The 17,779-nt window shown below is 67.0% G+C and carries 18 protein-coding genes and 1 pseudogene; 10 read left to right on the forward strand and 9 right to left on the reverse strand.

The window, feature by feature from the left end; translation table 11 throughout:
* The 5 genes and pseudogenes from AC1DY5_RS13875 to AC1DY5_RS13895 all read left to right on the forward strand — a co-directional run.
* Window positions 1-258, forward strand: a 258-nt coding sequence (locus AC1DY5_RS13875) for an electron transfer flavoprotein subunit alpha/FixB family protein (RefSeq protein ID WP_478112117.1), incomplete at its 5' end; no start/stop codon positions are given.
* 44 nt (window positions 259-302) lie between these two features.
* Window positions 303-1,499: an ABC transporter substrate-binding protein gene (locus AC1DY5_RS13880; RefSeq protein ID WP_478112118.1), complete on the forward strand. Its 1,197-nt coding sequence runs from the start codon at window positions 303-305 to the stop codon at window positions 1,497-1,499.
* A 4-nt stretch (window positions 1,500-1,503) separates the two neighbouring features.
* Complete coding sequence (locus tag AC1DY5_RS13885; RefSeq protein WP_478112120.1) at window positions 1,504-1,962, forward strand: MaoC family dehydratase N-terminal domain-containing protein; 459 nt, start codon at window positions 1,504-1,506, stop codon at window positions 1,960-1,962.
* Window positions 1,959-2,378, forward strand: coding sequence for a MaoC family dehydratase (locus AC1DY5_RS13890; RefSeq protein ID WP_478112122.1), 420 nt, complete (start codon window positions 1,959-1,961; stop codon window positions 2,376-2,378). The genes AC1DY5_RS13885 and AC1DY5_RS13890 overlap by 4 nt, the downstream gene beginning before the upstream one ends.
* Before the next feature lie 57 nt (window positions 2,379-2,435).
* Window positions 2,436-4,435, forward strand: a pseudogene (locus tag AC1DY5_RS13895) (acetoacetate--CoA ligase).
* Here the strand turns inward: AC1DY5_RS13895 and AC1DY5_RS13900 are convergent.
* Entirely contained in the window at window positions 4,432-5,433 is a 1,002-nt protein-coding gene (locus AC1DY5_RS13900; protein WP_478112123.1) for a LysR family transcriptional regulator, read from the reverse strand. The pseudogene AC1DY5_RS13895 and the gene AC1DY5_RS13900 overlap by 4 nt on opposite strands.
* 104 nt (window positions 5,434-5,537) lie before the next feature.
* On the opposite strand from AC1DY5_RS13900, the gene AC1DY5_RS13905 reads away from it, so the two are divergent.
* Genes AC1DY5_RS13905 through AC1DY5_RS13915 form a run of 3 tightly spaced genes read left to right on the forward strand, consistent with a single transcriptional unit; the run spans window position 5,538 to window position 8,856 of the window.
* Complete coding sequence (locus AC1DY5_RS13905) at window positions 5,538-6,332, forward strand: gamma-glutamyl-gamma-aminobutyrate hydrolase family protein (RefSeq protein WP_478112125.1); 795 nt, start codon at window positions 5,538-5,540, stop codon at window positions 6,330-6,332.
* Between the two features lie 25 nt (window positions 6,333-6,357).
* The gene (locus AC1DY5_RS13910) at window positions 6,358-7,476 is read left to right on the forward strand and encodes a M14 family metallopeptidase (protein ID WP_478112127.1); all 1,119 of its coding nucleotides are present in this window, start codon (window positions 6,358-6,360) and stop codon (window positions 7,474-7,476) included.
* Between the two features lie 48 nt (window positions 7,477-7,524).
* A complete protein-coding gene (locus AC1DY5_RS13915; protein ID WP_478112128.1) occupies window positions 7,525-8,856 on the forward strand; it encodes an MFS transporter in 1,332 nt (443 codons plus the stop codon).
* A gap of 19 nt (window positions 8,857-8,875) precedes the next feature.
* On the opposite strand, the gene AC1DY5_RS13920 is transcribed toward AC1DY5_RS13915, so the two are convergent.
* The 5 genes from AC1DY5_RS13920 to AC1DY5_RS13940 form a co-directional block, all read right to left on the reverse strand.
* Window positions 8,876-9,163, reverse strand: coding sequence for an acylphosphatase (locus AC1DY5_RS13920; RefSeq protein WP_478112144.1), 288 nt, complete (start codon window positions 9,161-9,163; stop codon window positions 8,876-8,878).
* Entirely contained in the window at window positions 9,163-10,218 is a 1,056-nt protein-coding gene (locus AC1DY5_RS13925; RefSeq protein ID WP_478112129.1) for an RNA methyltransferase, read from the reverse strand. The genes AC1DY5_RS13920 and AC1DY5_RS13925 overlap by 1 nt, the downstream gene beginning before the upstream one ends.
* A gap of 23 nt (window positions 10,219-10,241) precedes the next feature.
* Complete coding sequence (locus AC1DY5_RS13930) at window positions 10,242-11,141, reverse strand: dienelactone hydrolase family protein (protein ID WP_478112131.1); 900 nt, start codon at window positions 11,139-11,141, stop codon at window positions 10,242-10,244.
* Between the two features lie 86 nt (window positions 11,142-11,227).
* Window positions 11,228-11,500, reverse strand: a complete 273-nt coding sequence (locus AC1DY5_RS13935) for a hypothetical protein (RefSeq protein WP_478112133.1) — start codon at window positions 11,498-11,500, stop codon at window positions 11,228-11,230.
* 166 nt (window positions 11,501-11,666) lie between these two features.
* Entirely contained in the window at window positions 11,667-12,386 is a 720-nt protein-coding gene (locus AC1DY5_RS13940) for a pirin family protein (protein WP_478112134.1), read from the reverse strand.
* A 139-nt stretch (window positions 12,387-12,525) separates the two neighbouring features.
* On the opposite strand from AC1DY5_RS13940, the gene AC1DY5_RS13945 reads away from it, so the two are divergent.
* Window positions 12,526-13,431: a LysR family transcriptional regulator gene (locus AC1DY5_RS13945; protein WP_478112136.1), complete on the forward strand. Its 906-nt coding sequence runs from the start codon at window positions 12,526-12,528 to the stop codon at window positions 13,429-13,431.
* 12 nt (window positions 13,432-13,443) lie between these two features.
* Here AC1DY5_RS13945 and AC1DY5_RS13950 read toward each other — a convergent pair whose 3' ends face one another.
* Entirely contained in the window at window positions 13,444-14,349 is a 906-nt protein-coding gene (locus AC1DY5_RS13950) for a helix-turn-helix domain-containing protein (RefSeq protein ID WP_478112137.1), read from the reverse strand.
* A 26-nt stretch (window positions 14,350-14,375) separates the two neighbouring features.
* Entirely contained in the window at window positions 14,376-15,464 is a 1,089-nt protein-coding gene (locus AC1DY5_RS13955; RefSeq protein ID WP_478112138.1) for a maleylacetate reductase, read from the reverse strand.
* 94 nt (window positions 15,465-15,558) lie between these two features.
* Between AC1DY5_RS13955 and AC1DY5_RS13960 the strand changes: the two genes are divergently transcribed.
* Window positions 15,559-16,491 (forward strand): LysR family transcriptional regulator, encoded by a 933-nt coding sequence (locus AC1DY5_RS13960; protein WP_478112140.1) that lies wholly within the window; start codon window positions 15,559-15,561, stop codon window positions 16,489-16,491.
* Between the two features lie 25 nt (window positions 16,492-16,516).
* Here AC1DY5_RS13960 and aptA read toward each other — a convergent pair.
* Window positions 16,517-17,779: omega-aminotransferase AptA (gene aptA / locus AC1DY5_RS13965; protein ID WP_478112142.1), on the reverse strand; the 1,263-nt coding region annotated here is incomplete at its 5' end.

Raw genomic sequence — 17,779 nt, forward strand, 5'->3', positions numbered from 1 at the left:
GGCGCCAGCCGCGCAGCCGTCGACGCAGGCTACGCCCCGAACGACTGGCAGGTCGGCCAGACCGGCAAGATCGTCGCGCCGCAGTTGTACATCGCCTGCGGCATCTCGGGCGCGATCCAGCATCTGGCGGGCATGAAGGACTCGAAGGTGATCGTGGCGATCAACAAGGACGAAGAAGCCCCGATCTTCAGCGTGGCCGACTACGGCCTGGTCGCCGACCTGTTCACGGCCGTGCCGGAACTGGTCAAGACGCTTTGAACAAGGCCGCAATCCCGCGTCCCACCCCTCCAGCAGGAACCATCATGAACATCAAGCTCGGGTCAATGGCGCTATTGCTCGCCGCCGCCGAACTGTCCAGCCCGACGGCCCATGCCCAGGAGAAGRTGCGCATCGGCTTCCTGACCGACATGTCGGGCGCCTACGCGGATCTCGACGGCAAGAACGGCGCCATGGCGATCCAGATGGCGATCGACGATTTCGGCGGCAAGGTCAATGGCATGCCGATCGAGTTGTTGACTGCCGACAATCAGAACAAGGCCGACGTCGCCGCATCGAAGGCGCGCGAGTGGATGGACACCCAGAATATTCGCCTGCTGATCGGGGGCACCAATTCCTCGGCAGCGCTGGCGGAATCGAGGCTCGCGCAAGAGAAGAAGCGGGTGTTCATCGCCAACGGTCCGGGCACTTCGGCCCTGACCAACGAGAGTTGCTCGCCCTATACGATTCACTATGCCTGGGACACGGTCGCCCTGGCGCGCGGGACTGCCAGTGCGATGCTCAAGCAAGGCTACAAGAACTGGTACTTCCTCGCGGCGGACTATGCCTTTGGCGAAGCCCTGCAGCGTGACGCTACCGGCGTGATCAAGGYCGGCGGCGGCCAGGTGGCCGGCGCGTCCAAGCATCCTCTGAATGCTTCGGACTTCTCGTCCTACTTGCTGCAAGCCCAGAGCTCGAACGCCCAAATCCTGGGAATCGCCAACGGTGGCAGCGACATGATCAATGCGCTCAAGGCCTCCAAGGAATTCGGCATCGACAAGAAGATGAAGGTGGCCAGCCTGTTGCTGTTCATCACCGACGTGCACAGCATCGGCTTGAAGAACGCCGAAGGCCTGCTCTTCACGACCAGCTGGGACTGGAACCTCAACGATGAGACCCGCAAGTTCGGTCAACGCTTCTTTGAGAAGGCCAAGCGCATGCCGACCGAGATCCAGGCGGCGAACTATTCGGCGACCATGAATTACCTGAAGGCGGCGCAGGCCATCCAGTCGACCGATGCCGACAAGATCATGGACCACCTCAAGAAGACCAAACTCGACGACTTCTACGCCAAGGGCTACATACGCGCCGATGGCCGCTACGTCCACGACATGTACCTGATGCAGGTCAAGCCCCCGGCCGAGTCGAGGATGCCCTGGGACTACGTGAAGCTGGTCGCCACCATTCCGGGCGAAGAGGTGTTCACCACCAAGAGCGAATCGCGCTGCGCGTTGTGGAAGTAGCGCGATGTCGACACGCCTTGTAGTGCCCGACCTGACGCCCTTCAGCGTTGAGGTCGAGCCCGGTCGGCTGCGAAGCTTTGCCCGGGCCACCGGCCAGGACGACCCTGTGTACTCGGAGCTTGCAGCCGCGCAGGCCGCGGGCTATCCGTCCCTGCCGATCCCTCCAAGCTTCCTGTTCTGTCTTGAAATGGAAGCGCCGAATCCGATGGAGGTGTACCAGCGCCTCGGCATCGACTACGCCCACGTCCTGCACGGCGAGCAGCACTTCCTCTATCACCGAATGGCCTTCGCGGGTGAGACGCTGCGCTTTGCGCCCCGCATCACCGATCAGTACCAAAAGAAGGGCGGAAGCCTGAAATTCGTCGTGCGGGAGACGCGGGTCGAAGGACACGACGGTACCGCCGTGGCAGACCTGCGCTGCGTGCTGGTGATCCGCGAGCCGACACGGGAGACCTGCTCATGAAGGTCCGACGGTTCGATTCGGTTCAAGTAGGCGAGACCTTGCCCGGCGTGTTCATGGGCCCGATCACGCGCCATACCCTGGCGTCGTATGCCGGCGCATCCGGGGACTACAACCCCCTGCACACCGACCTGGACTATGCCCGCATCGCGGGCATGCCCGACGTCTTCGCTCACGGGATGCTGTCCGTGGCTTATCTCGCGCGCGTTTTGACCCACTGGGTGGATCCCTCGGCCCTCCGCAGCCTGGGCGTGCGCTTCGTTGCCATCACTCACGTGGGTGACGAAGTGCACTGCCGGGCCACCGTCTCGAAGAAACACCTCGACCACGGTGAAAAGCGCGTGACGCTCGAGCTGTCGGCACACAACCAGTCCGGCGAAATGAAGATCACGGGAACGGCTGTGGTCGCGCTGGATTGAGTTCGTTTACCACCCTCGAACCATCCGTCCCATTCCAACCCCTTGCAGGAACCAGCCATGCCGAACGATGCGTCTTCCCCCTCGACCGAAATCCTCTGSACTCCCGGTCCCGAGCAACTGCTGTCGAGCCGACTAGTTCACTACCAGGGCTGGCTCGAGAAAGAGAAGGGGGTCGCGACCCGCGACTACGCCGAGTTGGCGCTGGTCCGTCGATGATGTGTCGCAGTTCTGGCAATCGATCTGGAGCTACTTCGACGTTTAGGCCGACGGCGAGCGTGAGCCGGCGCTTGGACGGCGCGAAATGCCCGGCGCGGAATGGTTCCCGAATGCCCGGCTCAACTTCGCCGAGCATGTGTTCCGCCATGCGACGCCCGTGCAGCCCGCGGTGATCGCGCGCAGCGAGGACGGGCCCGCGCAGCAGATTTCGTGGGCCAAACTGGAGCGCTCGACGGCCGCGCTGGCGGCCACTTTACGGGGGTGGGGCGTGCGGCCCGGCGACCGGGTCGCGAGCTACATGCCGAACCGTCCGGAGACCCTGATCGCCTTTCTGGCGTGCGCGAGCATCGGCGCCGTCTGGTCGAGCTGCGCGACGGACATGGGCGCGTCCGTGGTGCTGGACCGTCTGCGCCAGATCGAGCCCAAGGTGCTGTTTGCCGTCGACAGCTACAGCTAAAACGGCAAGCGATACGACCGGCTCGATGTGGTGGGCGAGTTGCTGGGCGGCCTGCCCACTGTCGAGCACGTGGTGCAGGTGGCGGGTCCGCTCGCCGGCGAGAGTCCGGTCGATTGGCGCAACGCGTCGCCCTGGGAATCGGCGATTCTCGAAGATGCCGTTCCCCGCTACGAGCGCGTGCCCWTCGCGCATCCGCTCTGGATCCTGTACTCGTCGGGGACCACGGGCCTGCCGAAAGCGATGGTGCACAGCCAGGGCGGCATCTTGCTGACTCACCTCAAGGAAATGGCGCTGCAAAACGACCTGCGCCCCGGCGATCGCCTGCTGTTCCTGGGCAGCACGGGCTGGGCGGTCTGGAACCTGCTGGTCGGCGCGCTGGTCACCGGCGCATCGATCGTGCTCTACGACGGCCATCCGTCCTGGCCCGACGGCGACGCGCTTTGGCGCTTCATGGACGACAACAAGGTCGCCGTATTCGGTTGCGGGGCCGCGTTCCTGATCAGTTGCAAGAAGGACGGACTCCGGCCGAAGGACTGCGCGCCACTCGCGAAACTGCGCACCATCCTGTCCACGGGTTCGCCACTGCCGATCGATGCCTTCGAGTGGGTGTATGAAAACGTGAAACCCGAGGTCCTGCTGGCCTCGGTCAGCGGGGGCACCGACATCGCCTCGTGCTTCGTCGGATGCGCGCCGACCGTCCCCAGTACACGCGGGAGAGATCCAGTGCGCGGAACTGGGTGTGGCCGCCTATGCCTTCGACGAAACCGGACGTTCCGTGGTCGACGAGGTGGGCGAACTGGTGATCACGCAGCCCATGCCATCGATGCCGGTGTCGTTCTGGAACGATCTGGACGGGCAGCGCTATCGCGAGAGCTATTTCGAGATGTTCCCGGGCGTGTGGCGCCAAGGCGACTGGATACGTTTCACGCCCCGCGGCAGCTCGGTGATCTACGGTCGGTCGGACAGCACGATCAACCGCTTCGGCATCCACATCGGCACCGCCGAGATCTATCGTGTCGTCGAGGAATTGCCCGAAGTGCGCGACAGTCTGGTCATCGACCTGGAGTATCTGGGTCGGCCATCGTTCATGCCGCTGTTCGTGGTGCTGCAATCCGGCGCCGCGCTGGACGCCGAGCTCGTCGATCGGATCAAGCAGTAGATTCGCAGCAAGACCTCGGGCCGCCATGTTCCCGACGCGGTGGTCCAGGTCAGCGAGATTCCGCGCACGCTGAGCGGCAAGAAGATGGAGGTTCCCGTGCGCAGGCTGCTGTTGGGTGCGGAGCCGGGCAAGGTCGCCAGCCCGGACGCCATGCAAAACCCGTCCAGCCTGGGATTCTTCGTGGAATACGCCAGGACGCTCGACCTCGTCCGGCCGAAGAGCTAGCGCGATCGAGGCTTGGGCGAGGTCGATCCTTCCTTGCGAGACGGTACAGCGGCGGGACTGTGTCCGCGTCCCTGCAGGCGCGAGATCTCGGCACCCGCATTGGCGAAGCTCGCCCGGACGAATTCGAAGGCCCGCGAGCATGCAGGTGCCAGCGTGCGGCCGGCACGATGGATGATCCCAAGGGTCAGATCCAGGTCGAGTCGCGGCGTCACGTCGATCGGCACCACGACGCCGGCGTTCAGTGGATCGAGCACCGCGATGGCGGTCGAGGGCGTGACGGAGTCGCTCGATGCCAGCAACGCGTGCACGGTGCCGAGATCGCTGGTGCTGAGGGCGAAGTGCTTGCCGATCGGAATGCCGAGGCCATACAGGTCCGCCATCCTGCGCTCGACAGACGCGTCGGTGTAGCCTGCGGCAATCAGCGGATAGGCAGAGAGCTCGGCCATCGTGACGTTGCGCCTTGCCGAGAGCGGATGCCCTGCGCGCGCGAACCAGCCGAATGTGCATGGGTAGAGCGCCTCGATCACCATGTCGGGATCGTGCCGGGCGATGCGGACGTCGCCGATGAAGAAATCGAGTTGCTCCTTCAGCAATGCGGCATAGAGCACGTCGGTGCTCTGCACCATGGCGCTCACGCGCAAGCCCGGCGCCTTGTTGAGCATCTCCAGCATCAGTGGCGCGAGCAGGAACTTCGCGATCGATGAGCCCATGCCGAACGCCAGCGAGCCGAGTTCGCCTTCGCGCATGAGCGCCAGCGAACGGGCCCCTTCGTTCTCGTCGAACACCATTCGCCGCGCGCGCTCCACGTAGGCGAGGGCATATGGCGTCGGGCGCAGGCGTCGGTCCTGTCTGTCGAATAGCGGCACCCGCAAGACGTTTTCGAGTGCGCGCAGGCTCCGCGACAGCGCCGGCTGGCTCAGGTGAACGGCCTCGGCCGCGGCGCTCAGCGAGCCGAGGTCGATGACGGCCAGGAAATGCCTCAGTTGCCGGATGTTCATCCCCACCTTCCACTTGCAAATAGTGCAAGTAATAGATAGACATTATGCAATTTACGCAAGCTAATCGATTTTCTAGACTGCCTTCCGCAGCCGAGACATTCGCCATGAAACCTATACCGCATCAGTCCGCAACCCTGCGACCCGTCGTTGTCATCTCGTCCGACCGAATCGAGAGGCACGGCCATTCGGCGCATGCGACCCTGCATGGCTACGTCCGCGCAATAGGCGAGGTTTCGCAAGCACTCCCACTGGTGTTGCCCGCCGTCGCCGATGGGCCGCATGCCGACACATTGGCCGCGGCGATCGACGGCATCGTGCTCACGGGCAGCCCGTCGAACGTGGCACCGGAGCGTTACGGTGCACCTTTGCCGCACCGCGAGATGCTTCTCGATCATTACCGCGATGCCGCCATCCTGCCGCTGCTGCCGGCGCTTGTCTCGGCGGGCGTGCCCGTGCTGGCCGTGTGCCGCGGCTTCCAGGAAATCAATGTCGCATGGGGCGGCACGCTGGAGCCCGCCGTGCATGAGCAATTCGGCAGGCTTGACCACCGCGAAGGCGATCACAAGCGCCCGATCGAACGCTGGTATGACGACAGCCACGACCTCCACCTCGTCGAAGGCGGCCTGCTTGCGCGATTGGCCGGCGGCACACGGACGAAGGTGAATTCGTTGCACCACCAGGGCATCGATCGCCTGGGCGCGGGTTTGCGTGTCGAGGCCATGGCGCCCGACGGATTGGTGGAGGCTTTCTCCATCGCAAGCGCTGCCCAGTTCACGCTGGCCGTTCAATGGCATCCCGAGATGCGCATCGACGACAGCGCGTTTGCACGCGCCATCTTCGAGGCCTTCGGTGACGCCTGCCGGCTGCGGCAGCAGCAGCGCCGGTACTCATTTGCCTGACCCACACACAACCTGACGGAGACATATGGACAGCAACACCTCGATCAACGCACTCTTCAGCCATGGCTACGCTGAGGCACGCCAGAAATTTCTGAATGCCGCATCGCGGCGCGGCCTGCCGGTCGAGTCGCACGTCTTGCCGATACCCGGCGCCAGCGGCGAAACGCTGGCCACTGACGTGGTCCTGGAAGGGCCGGCCGACGCGCCGAGGATGCTCGTCGTCATCAGCGGCGTTCATGGTGTCGAGGGCTTCTGCGGCTCGGCAGTCCAGACGGGGATGCTGCTGTCTGAAGCCGGTCAACGGGCGGACGCCTTGCGCGACACCGCGGTGCTGCATGTGCACGCGATCAATCCCTTCGGCTTTTCGCACCTGCGCCGCGTCACGCACGAGAACGTGGACCTCAACCGCAACTTCGTCGATTTCTCGAAGCCCCTGCCGGTCAATGCGGGCTACGCTGAGATTCACGAGTTGCTGCTGCCGGCGGAGTGGCCGCCGCGCGCAGACGTCGAGGCCGCGCTTGCTGCGTATCGCGACCGCCATGGCGCGCGAGGTCTGCAACGCGCCATAGGCCTCGGCCAGCATGCCTTCGCCGACGGCATGTTCTATGGTGGCAACCGGCCGACCTGGAGCAATGACACCTTCCGCCACATCCTCCGGCGCCATGCCCCGAAGGTGCGGCAACTGGCCTCGATCGACATCCACACCGGGCTCGGATCCTATGGCGTTGGCGAGCGCATCTTCGCGAGCTTCGATGAAGATCCCGCCGTGCTTGCGCGCGGCGAGCGCTGGTGGGGAGATCTGACGTCGGTCACCGCCGGCACGTCGACCAGCATTCCGCTGACGGGGCCGATCCAGACGGCGCTTACCGAAGAGTGCCCCGACGCGCAGCACGTGGGGATCTGTCTGGAATACGGCACCTACCCGAGCGAGCGTGTCACCGGTGCACTGCGCGCGGAGCATTGGCTGCACCGGCACGGCCACACGGACGCCGCCGAGTCCGCCGCGATTAAGCAGGAGCTCAAGGATGCGTTCTACCCCGACGCAGCCGACTGGAAGCTCGCGGTATGGCAACAGGGCTCACAGGCCTGCCTGCGCGCGCTCGAAGGCTTGCAGGAAGACGCGCCCCAAGCCATGCTGGCCTGAACTGCGTCCGTTTACGACTTCGACTGCGAACCAACCACGGAACATTCCATGAACGCGACCACCATGAATCCCGCCGGCTTGCCCCAGGCCGCCACGGGTGCGCGCAGTGCGCATCCCGCGCCGAGAACAGCCATCAGCCGCAAGGCCGTTGCCGCTGCCGTCGCGGGCAACGCCCTCGAGTTCTACGATTTCGTCATCTACGCCTACTTCGCGGTCTACATCGGCCGCACCTTCTTCCCGGTGAGCGGCGAGTTCGGCAGCCTGCTGGTGGCCGTGGCCACGTTTGGCGTGGGCTTTTTCACGCGCCCGCTTGGCGGCGTGTTGATTGGCGCCTTTGCCGACCGGGCCGGACGCAAGCCAGCCATGATCCTGACGGTCGCACTGATCACCGTCGGCACCCTGGGCCTCGCTGCGACGCCCGGCTACGCGAGCATCGGCATCGCCGCGCCAATCATCGTTGTCTTCTGCCGATTGCTGCAGGGCCTGGCGCTCGGTGGCGAAGTGGGTCCGGCGACGGCGCTGCTTCTGGAAGCGGCGCCACCCGGCAGGCGCGGTTTCTACTCGAGCTGGCAGGTCGCGAGCCAGGGGCTGGCCGTCGCGGTCGGCGGCGTGTTCGGCGTGGCGCTCTCGCTTGCGCTCACGCAGGAGCAACTTTCCTCCTGGGGCTGGCGCGTGCCGTTCCTGTTCAGCCTCGTCCTGATTCCGATCGCGCTTTACATCCGGCGCAGCCTTCCCGAGACCCATGAAGGCAGCAGCGAACGCACTAGCACGCAGATCGTCGGTTCCGTGTTCAGGAACCACCGCCGCATCCTGGTGCTGGGCGTGCTTCTCACGGCGGCCACGGCGGTGGCGTCGCAAGTGGGCAACTACATGGTCAGCTACGCGGTCCAGGTCCTGAAGCTGCCGCCGGCGCTGGCACAAGGCAGCGTGCTGATGGGCGGCGTCATGACATTCGCCTTCGCCCTTGCAGGCGGCCTGCTGTGCGACCGATTCGGCCGCAAGATCACCAATCAGTTCCCGCGCATCGTACTGATGCTGTCGATCGTTCCGCTGTTCATGTGGCTGTCGGGTGCCCCCGGTGCAACCACGCTGCTGACGGTGTCCGCCATCCTGGCCGCACTCACGGCGATGTTCGGCGCCGCGGGGCTGGTGACGGTGCCGGAACTGCTGCCCATCGCGGTGCGAAGCACGGGCCTTTCGTTGGTCTACGCGATCGGCACTTCGGTGTTCGGCGGCACAACTCAGTTCATTGTCACTTGGCTGATCGCCGTGACCCACAATCCGATGGCTCCGGCCTACTACGTAGTCGCGATGTGCGCCATCAGCGTGGCGGCCATGTGGATGCTGCCCGAGTCGCGCGATGTCGACGTGATGAAGTAACTGGCTGGCGTGGGCAGCGCTAGACCGTCGCGCGCTGCTCGAATCCCGCAGGTGCATGAGCGATGTCAAGCACCTCCAGAACCTCCACGCGTTCGACTCGCGCCTGCGGCGGGCCGCGGCGGGCCCAGGCCACCAGTGCCTCTACTGCCGGGTCATCGCCGATGGCAAGCGCCTCGACCGTGCCGTCGCGTCGATTTCGCACCCAGCCGCGCACGCCCAGCGCCTCGGCGGCTTGCGCCATCGACCAGCGGTAACCCACGCCCTGCACGAGGCCGTGGACGATCAAATGCTTTTGGATTTGCGTCATCATGCGGCGACTGCCGGTGCCTGACGCCAGTCCGGGGCTCTTCGAAGCAGCACGGGTACTTCGGTCGCTCTCGCCCTCAATTGGCCGCACCCTCCGTCGACATCCTGGCCGGCCGAATAGCGCAGCTTCGCCAGGATGCCCCGCTCGTGCAGCGTGCGAACAATGTCTTTGCAGCGCTCCCACGACGGTCGGCTGAACGCCGCGCCATCCACCGCGTTGAAGGGGATCATGTTCAGCACGCCGTACTTGCCGGAGAGGAGGCGGACGATGCCTTCGATCTCGTCCTGCCCGTCGTTGACGCCTTCCAGCAGCGTCCACTGGTACTGGATCGGGTAGCCGGTCGCCCGGGCATAGCGTTCGCAGGCGGCGACCAGTTCCTCGGGCGTCATGTGCGGCGCGCGCGGAAGCAGTCTTCTGCGCAGTTCGGCCTTGGTCGTGTGCAACGAGAGTGCCAGCGCAGGCCTGACGCGCTGCTGGTGCAGTCGCTCGAAAGCGCGTGGATCGCCCACGGTGGAGAACACCAGGTTCTTGTGGCCGATGTCGCCCGCCGTGCCGAGCAGGTCGATCGCCTCCATCACGTTGTCCAGGTTGTGGGCCGGCTCACCCATGCCCATGAACACCACCTTGCGTACCGGCCGGCGCCCGCGCGCGAGGGCGACCTGGGCAATGATTTCGGCACTTCCCAGTTGGCGCAGCAAGCCGTCGCGGCCCGTCATGCAGAACTGGCATCCGACGGCACACCCGAGCTGCGACGAGACGCAGAGACCGTGCCGGGGCAGCAACACGCTCTCGACAGTCTGGCCGTCCGCCAGCGCAACGAGCAGCCGCTCGGAACCGTCGGCGCCGGGATGGACCGCGTGGATGCGCGCCAGTCCTGCAAGCTCGGCTTCGATGGACGGCAGGGCGGCCAGCAGCGACGACGGAAAAAAGCTCTCGGGTCGACGCCTGCCGCTTTCCCGGGGCAGCGAATGGGACCAAAGCCGCAGGATCCGATGCTCGTGGAGAGGACCCGCTCCAGCGTCCCGGAGTCGGCTTTTCAATTCTTGGATTCGCATGCCCGTGCCGAGCGCCGACGCCGCTAGTCGCCTGCCAGTTGCGCCTTCAGGAACGCCACCGTGCGCGACCAGGCGAGCTGGGCGGCCGCCGCATCGTAGCGTGGCGTGGTGTCGTTGTTGAAGCCGTGCTGGGTGCCGGGATATTGATAGGCTGTGAAGTGCACGCCGGCGGAGCGCAGCGTAGCTTCGTAGGCGGGCCATGCCGCATTGATCCGGTCGTCGATCTCGGCACGCTGGACCAGTAGTGGTGCCTTGACCTTGGCCGCTTCCGCGGGCGCCGGCGTGTTGCCGTAGAAGGGCACGCCTGCGTTGAGGTCGGGCATCCTGATCGCCAGTTGGTGGACGATGCCGCCACCGTAGCAAAAGCCGACGGCGCCGAGCTTGCCGGTGGCATCAGGGCGCGATTTCAGCCAGGTTGCGGCTGCCAGGAAATCGTTGAGGGCATGCGCCTGGTCCAGCTTGGCGAAGGCTTCGCGCGCCTTGTCCTCGTCACCGGGATAGCCACCGAGCGGCGTAAGTGCGTCGGGCGCGAAGGCCATGAAGTCATCGAGCGCCAGGCGCCGCGCGATGTCCTCGATGTGCGGATTGAGGCCGCGATTCTCGTGAATGACCAGCACCGCGGGCAGGGGCTTCGCACCGGCATTCGCCGGGCGCGCCAGGTAGCCCTTGACGATGCCGCTGCCGGAAGGCGAGGGATAGCTGACCCGCTCGACCTTGAGCCTCGGATCGGCGGGGGTTACCTGCTGTCCGGCCGCGAAGTCGGGGCTCAGCGCCGCCAGCAATGCCGTCGCTGCAACACCCGCCTTGGCGAATTTCTGCGCCTGCCCCAGGAATGAGCGCCGATCCAGATCGCCGTGGACATAGGCGTCGAAGAGTATGAGCAGTTCCTGGTCGAAATCCTGGGCGGTGAGACGAGGCGGCATGGCAAGGAATTTGAAGAAGCGAAGTGGCGCAGCATAGCCGGGACGCTGGAGGACGATCAAGCTGCGGCGCAGATGCCCCCCGGCCCTCAGACCCGGAACCCGAGGTCGAAACGCCGGCGGTTGGCCCAGAGATTGACCAGCGCGTCGAGTTCCGTCGCATAGATCCCCACCTGGGGAGGACCCACGGAGCCGTCGCTGCGGGCCTTGCTGCACATGGAGGCGTGCCAGAAGCCGTCCGACAGCTGCCTGTACTGACCCAGGATGGCGCAGCCCAGTGGCGCAGCGATCGAGAAGGCACATCGGCGAAGGAGGATGCCGTCGCTCCTCGACCCTTCCACGCCCCTGGTTGACACGAGCATGTGCACCCCGTCGTCCTGAAGGACACTTTCTCTCGGAAGCTGGGTCAGCAGCTCGGGTGATTGGCTTGAATGTGGCTTGTCCATGACTGCCTATGTATCGGCAGCCACGAGGCAAGTTGTAGGCGAGGTGTCATAAAAATGTGCAAAGGCAGGCCGCGTCGGCGAGCTACATCGAGGGCCGTTCGTGGGGCCGCAGGTCGAACACCAGCACCTCGGCCTGGTCGGCCTTCGCGAAGCGCAGCGTGCGCTCGTCGCGGATCCGGGCGCCGTCGCCCTGGCCGAGCCGTTCGCCGTTGACCTCGATGCTGCCGCGCGCGACGTGCACGTAGGCATGGCGATCGGGCCTGAGCTGCAGCGTGGCCGCCTCCCGGCCGTCGAAGAGGCCGGCGTACACGCGGGCGTCCTGGTGCACCGAGAGCGAGCCCTCCGCACCCTCGGGCGAGACGATCAGGCGCAGCTTGCCGCGCTTCTCGGCGGCGCTGAAATGCACCTGCTGGTAGCGCGGCACCACGCCCCGGGCCGAGGGGACGATCCAGATCTGCAGGAAGTGCATCGGGTCGGTGGCCGAATGATTGAACTCGCTGTGGCGCACGCCGGTGCCGGCGCTCATCAGCTGCACGTCGCCGGGCCGGATCACCGAGCCGGTGCCCATCGAGTCGCGGTGCTCGAGCGCGCCTTCGAGCACGTACGAGATGATCTCCATGTCGCGGTGCGGATGGGTGCCGAAACCCTGTTTCGGCGCGACCCGGTCGTCGTTGATTACGAGCAGGTCCGAGAAGCCCTGCTGCTTCGGATCGTGGTAGTGGCCGAAAGAGAAGGTGTGGCGCGACTGGAGCCAGCCGTGGTCGGCGAGGCCGCGATGGTCTGTCTTGCGAAGTTCGATCATGGGCGTTCCTTGTGAAGTTTCGTTCGACTAAATTCACGAACAAATTCACAAGGAGTATGGGCGRCATCGAGGGCATCCATGCTGAGACATTTTGGCGATCATGATCGATAATTTCGATCGTTAGAACGAAAGAAGCGCCATGTTGAAACTCAGCCTCGAGGCCATCGAACTGGTGGACGCGATCGCCCGCCACGGCTCGTTCGCGGCGGCTGCCGAGCGCCTGCACAAGGTGCCCTCGACCATCTCCTACGCGATCGGCAAGCTCGAGGAGCAATTGGGCATCGCGCTGTTCGTGCGGCAGGGGCCGCGCGTCAGCCTCACGGCCGCGGGCCAGGAGATGCTCAAGGAGGGGCGCTGGCTGGTGGCCGCCGCCGCCGACCTGGAATCGCGCATGCGCCAGATCGCCACCGGCTTCGAATCCGAGCTGCGCCTGGTGCATGACTCGCTGATCCCGACCTCGGCCTTCAGCGACGACATCCGCGCCTTCGAGGACCTGAACTGCGGCACGCGCCTGCGCATCGCCTGCGAGACGCTCACGGGCACCTGGGAGGCGCTGCGCGATGGCCGCGCGGACCTGATCGTCGCCGCCGGCGACGGGCCGGCCGGCGGCGGCTACAAGGCGGTGTCGGTGGGCAGCCTCGACTTCGCCTTCTGCGTAGCGCCGACGCACCCGCTGGCGATGCTGCAGCGGCCGCTGGCGCGGACCGACCTGCTCGAGCATACGGCCGTGGTGGTGGGCGACGGCGCCCGCTCGATGTCCGACCGCACCATCGGCCTGCTGGCCGGGCAGCGCCGCATCACCGTGCCCTCGATGGCGGCCAAGATCGCCTTTCAGATCGAGGGGCTGGGCCATGGCTTCGTGCCGCGGGCCTGCGTGCGGGCGCTGCTGGCGCGCGGCGAACTGGTCGAGCTGGCGCTGGAGGAGTCGCGGCCCGAGGAGGACTTCTGGCTGGCCTGGAAGCCGGCCGCCGCCGCGGGCGAGGCGTTCAAGTGGTGGCGCAAGCGCCTGCAGCGGCCGCTGCTGCCGGACATCCTGCCGGCCTGAGGGGCTGGCCGCTCAATCGCGGCGCTGGCGCCGCCACGAAGCCGGCGAACTGCCCGTGCGGGCCCCGAACACGCGCGTCAGGTGGCTCTGATCGGCGAAGCCGCAGGCGATCGCGATCTCCGCCAGCGAGGCCGTGGATGCGAGGAGCATGCCGCGCGCCGCCTCGATCCTGCGCTCGATCAGCCAGGCGTGCGGCGACTGGCCGGTGGTCGCCTTGAACGCCTTGCTGAAGTGGCCGCGCGACAACTGGCATGCGGCGGCGACTTCCTGCAGCGAGACGTTGCGGGCCAGGTTCGCGGCCAGCAGTTCCTTGGCGCGCCGGGCCTGCCAGGGCGCCAGGCCGGCCGTGCCCGCGGGCCGCCGGCGGGCACCGCCGTAGGTGCTGGCGAGGTGGGCGCACAGCGCCAGTGCCATGTGGTCGAGGAACAGCCGGCAGGCTTCGGCGGGCCGCTCCAGCGACGGCAGCAGCGCCGCCGCGATGCCGGCCAGCACCGGATCGGTCGCACCCGGCGTGCACTGCAGCGCCGCGACCGGGGGCTCGCCGGTTTCGCGCGCGAAGTCGTCCATGGCGGCACGCGGCAGGCGGAACAGCACCGAATGAAAAGGGCTGCAGACATAGGCCGAAGGCCGCTTGGCGAGGTCGGCGATGTGGACCGCACCGGGTTCCAGCAGGCCGAGATGGGTCTGCGCATCGCCCTGGAAGAAGCGCCTGCTGCCGGCCCGCGCGAGCTCCACGCTGACGACGAAGGCGTCCTCGGCCGGCAGCGGCGCCAGCACGAAGAGATGCGGCTGGGCGTAGTGCATCCGCGCCATGTCGAGCGACAGCGTGGCCGATCGCGACGCCGGCACGTCATCGAGTCCGTACTGCTGTGCGAGCTGGCGCGCAAAGGCGCTGGGTGATGCGTCGACGTGGGTCATGCGGCGGGACCTGGGCGGCAGGTGGATCAGCTTCTGGGGGCCACGCCGTCGAAGGCATCCTGCAGCAGCTGCCGCAGGGCCTGCGCCTCGATCGGCCGTGGATTCGCGTACGCATTCTGCAACGCCAGCGCGCAGGCGCGGTCCAGGTCCTCCTCGCGCATGCCGATCTGCTTCAGGGCCGTCGGCGCGCCGTTGCTCAGCGCCAGTTCGTGGACCGCCTGCGGGGCGCTGGCGGCGCCCAACGCAGCGGCGATACGCCGCATCGCGCCGGCCGAGGCCGCGGCGTTGTAGGCCAGCGCATGCGGCAGCACGATGGTGTGGGTCTCGGCGTGCGGCAGGTTGAAGCTGCCGCCCAGCGTGTGGCAGAGCTTGTGGTGCAGCGCCATGCCGACGCTGCCCAGCACCGTGCCGCACAGCCAGGCGCCGTAGAGCGCATCGCTGCGCGCCTGGGGGTTGGCCGGGTCGGCATGGATGCCGGGCAGGGCGCGGCCCAGGGCGGCGATGCCTTCGACCGCCATTAGGTTGCAGACCGGGTTGCCGTCCGCCGAGTAGAGACCTTCGGCCGCATGGGCGATGGCGTTGATCCCGCTGACTACCGACAGGCCGACCGGCAGGCCGAGCGTCAGCGCCGGGTCGTAGATCACCGTCCGTGGCAGCACGCGGGGATCCTTGCCGGTGCGCTTGAGGCCGTTCTCGGTCAGGCCGTAGATTGGCGTCATCTCCGAGCCCGCGTAGGTGGTCGGGATGGCCAGGATCGGCAGGCCCGAATCGAGCGCGATGGCCTTGCCGAGGCCGATGGTCGAGCCGCCGCCGATCGCCACCGCGCCGTCGGCGCCGAGGCGCGCGGCGGCCTCCCGTGCCGCCCGTGCGCTCTCGATCGGCACGTGCATCACGGCACCATCGAAGATGCCCGCGGCACGGGCGCCGAGCAGGTCGGCCACGCGTTCGGCCCGGGCCCGCTGCGGCGGCGTGCACAGCACCAGCGCCTTGCCGATCCCCATCCGCTCGATCTCGGCGGCGACCTTCGACAGGCTGCCGTGCCCGAACAGGACCCGCTGCGTGCGGCTCTCGAAGCTGAAGGACTGGATGCCGCCAGGTTCGGCGTCAGTGTTCATAGGCGTACCTCGTTTGAGCCAACTGATGCTATTCTTTGCGCCTCGTTATGGGAATCCGGCGCCAGGGCCAAATGCCTTTGCGTTGTTCGCACAAATGGAATCGATCCGCTTTGCCGAAAGCCTCTCCATGTTCGTCGACGTGGCGCAGGCCAAGAGCTTCTCGGCCGTGGCCCGGCGCAGGGGCCTGGTCGCATCGTCGGTGGCGCGCCAGATCGATGCGCTGGAGCAGGACCTCAACGTGCCCTTGTTCACGCGTTCGACCCGGGCGCTGGCGATGACCGAGGCCGGCTCGCTGCTGTTCGAGCGCGCCGTGAAGATCCTGCACGACATGAGCGATGCGCGCAGCGAGGTGGTCTCACTCGACGGCAGCGTGCAGGGGCTGCTGCGCGTGAGTTGTGTGCCGGCCTTCGGCCGCCGCCACGTGGCGCCGCACCTGGGCTCGCTGTTCGACAAGCACCCGGCGCTGAACGTCGAGCTCGAGCTCACCGAGCGGGTGGTCGACCCGGTGCTCGAGCGCTTCGACCTCGTGATCCGCATCGGCGACCAGCCCGACAGCAGCCTGATCTGCCAGCGCATCGGCAGCCAGCGCTACATCATGGGCGCCTCGCCGGCCTACCTGCAGCGTCATGGCCATCCGCGGCGCTTCGCGGACCTGGCGCAGCATCGGCTGATCGACCGCCAGCACAGCACCGGTGTGCGCGGCTGGCGTGAACTCGAGGGCTTCGACTGGAGCCGCCCGCCCCAGTTCGCGCTCGAGAGCAACGACTGCGATGCGCGCCGCATGTGCGCCGCCCAGGGCCTGGGCATCGCGCTGATGCCGAACTGGGCGATCGGCGAGGACCTGGCGGCCGGCCGCATCGTCGAGCTCGACCTCGAAGGCGCGCCGCGGCAGGAGGCGAGCGGCATCTTCCTGGTGCGCGCCACGCCGCGCGCCAGCGTCAAGGTGCGAGCCTTCACCGAGCACCTGCTCGAGAGCATCGGGCGCTCGGCCAGCTGGGTCAGCGACGCGGCGACGGCAGGGGAGTGAGGGGCGGGCTCAGCCGGGCCGAGACTCAGGCGGTCTCCGCCAGGGCCTCGCCAAGCGCGTTCACCAGTCGCTCGATCTCCGCCCTCTCGACGATGAAGGGTGGAGCGAGCTGGATCGTGTCGCCGCCGTAGCGCACATAGAAGCCCTTGCGCCAGCAAGCCATGGCGACCTCGTACGGCCGGCGTGCCGGTTCGCCGGGCAGGGCCGCGAGCGTGAGCCCGGCGGCCAGGCCGTAGTTGCGGATGTCGACCACGTGCCGCGTGCCCTTCAGGCTGTGGACCGCGGCCTCGAAGAAGGGCGCCAGCGAAGCGACCCGTTCCACCAGCTTGTCCTTCTGCAGCGCGTCGAGGGCCGCTATGCCCGCGGCGCAGGCCACCGGATGGGCCGAGTAGGTGTAGCCATGCGGGAACTCGAGCATGTAGTCCGGGCCACCGGCCGCCATGAAGGTGTCGTAGATGTCCTTGCTCGCGATCACGGCGCCGAGCGGCTGGGCACCGTTGGTGACCTGCTTGGCGACGTTCATGATGTCGGGCACGACGCCGAAGGCGTCGGCGCCGGTCATGGCGCCGCAGCGGCCGAAGCCGGTGATGACCTCGTCGAAGATCAGCAGGATGCCGTGCGCGGTGCAGATCTCGCGCAGCCGCTGCAGGTAGCCCTGCGGCGGCACCACGACGCCAGCCGAGCCCGAGAAGGGCTCGACGATCACCGCCGCGATGTTCGAGGCATCGTGCAGCGCGATCAGGTCGAGCAGCCGGTCGGCCAAAGCCGCGCCATGGGGCGGCATGCCGCGGCTGAAGGCGTTGTCGGCCAACTGCGTGTGCGGCAGGTGGTCGGCCTCGAGGCCCTGGCCGAAGGTCTTGCGGTTGCCGCCGATGCCGCCGACCGAGATGCCGCCGAAGTTGACGCCGTGGTAACCCTTCTCGCGGCCGATCAGGCGCGTCTTGCCGGCCTGGCCCCTGGCCCGCCAGTAGGCCCGCGCCATCTTGAGCGAGGTATCGGCCGCTTCCGAGCCCGAGCCGGTGAAGAAGGCGTAGTCGAGGCCCGCCGGCGTCAGTTCCTTGAGCTTGTTGGCGAGTTCGAAGGACAGCGGATGACCGTGCTGGAAGGCCGGTGCGTAGTCGAGCCGGGCGATCTGCCGGCTCACCGCCTCGGTGATCTCGGGCCGGCCATGGCCGAGCCCGGAGCACCACAGCCCGGACAGGCCGTCGAAGATCTTTCGGCCGTCGGCGTCGGTGAAGTAGGCGCCGCGGGCTTCCACGATCATCCGCGGATCGGCCTTGAACTGGCG

It is taken from the genome of Variovorax sp. P4_D9 (assembly GCF_056401695.1).

Coding starts and splice junctions, on each gene's coding strand:
- AC1DY5_RS13885 (WP_478112120.1), top strand. CDS start 1,504: ATGTCGACACGCCTTGTAGTGCCCGACCTGACGCCCTTCAGCGTTGAG.
- AC1DY5_RS13890 (WP_478112122.1), top strand. CDS start 1,959: ATGAAGGTCCGACGGTTCGATTCGGTTCAAGTAGGCGAGACCTTGCCC.
- AC1DY5_RS13900 (WP_478112123.1), bottom strand. CDS start 5,433: ATGAACATCCGGCAACTGAGGCATTTCCTGGCCGTCATCGACCTCGGC.
- AC1DY5_RS13905 (WP_478112125.1), top strand. CDS start 5,538: ATGAAACCTATACCGCATCAGTCCGCAACCCTGCGACCCGTCGTTGTC.
- AC1DY5_RS13910 (WP_478112127.1), top strand. CDS start 6,358: ATGGACAGCAACACCTCGATCAACGCACTCTTCAGCCATGGCTACGCT.
- AC1DY5_RS13915 (WP_478112128.1), top strand. CDS start 7,525: ATGAACGCGACCACCATGAATCCCGCCGGCTTGCCCCAGGCCGCCACG.
- AC1DY5_RS13920 (WP_478112144.1), bottom strand. CDS start 9,163: ATGACGCAAATCCAAAAGCATTTGATCGTCCACGGCCTCGTGCAGGGC.
- AC1DY5_RS13925 (WP_478112129.1), bottom strand. CDS start 10,218: ATGCGAATCCAAGAATTGAAAAGCCGACTCCGGGACGCTGGAGCGGGT.
- AC1DY5_RS13930 (WP_478112131.1), bottom strand. CDS start 11,141: ATGCCGCCTCGTCTCACCGCCCAGGATTTCGACCAGGAACTGCTCATA.
- AC1DY5_RS13935 (WP_478112133.1), bottom strand. CDS start 11,500: ATGCTCGTGTCAACCAGGGGCGTGGAAGGGTCGAGGAGCGACGGCATC.
- AC1DY5_RS13940 (WP_478112134.1), bottom strand. CDS start 12,386: ATGATCGAACTTCGCAAGACAGACCATCGCGGCCTCGCCGACCACGGC.
- AC1DY5_RS13945 (WP_478112136.1), top strand. CDS start 12,526: ATGTTGAAACTCAGCCTCGAGGCCATCGAACTGGTGGACGCGATCGCC.
- AC1DY5_RS13950 (WP_478112137.1), bottom strand. CDS start 14,349: ATGACCCACGTCGACGCATCACCCAGCGCCTTTGCGCGCCAGCTCGCA.
- AC1DY5_RS13955 (WP_478112138.1), bottom strand. CDS start 15,464: ATGAACACTGACGCCGAACCTGGCGGCATCCAGTCCTTCAGCTTCGAG.
- AC1DY5_RS13960 (WP_478112140.1), top strand. CDS start 15,559: ATGGAATCGATCCGCTTTGCCGAAAGCCTCTCCATGTTCGTCGACGTG.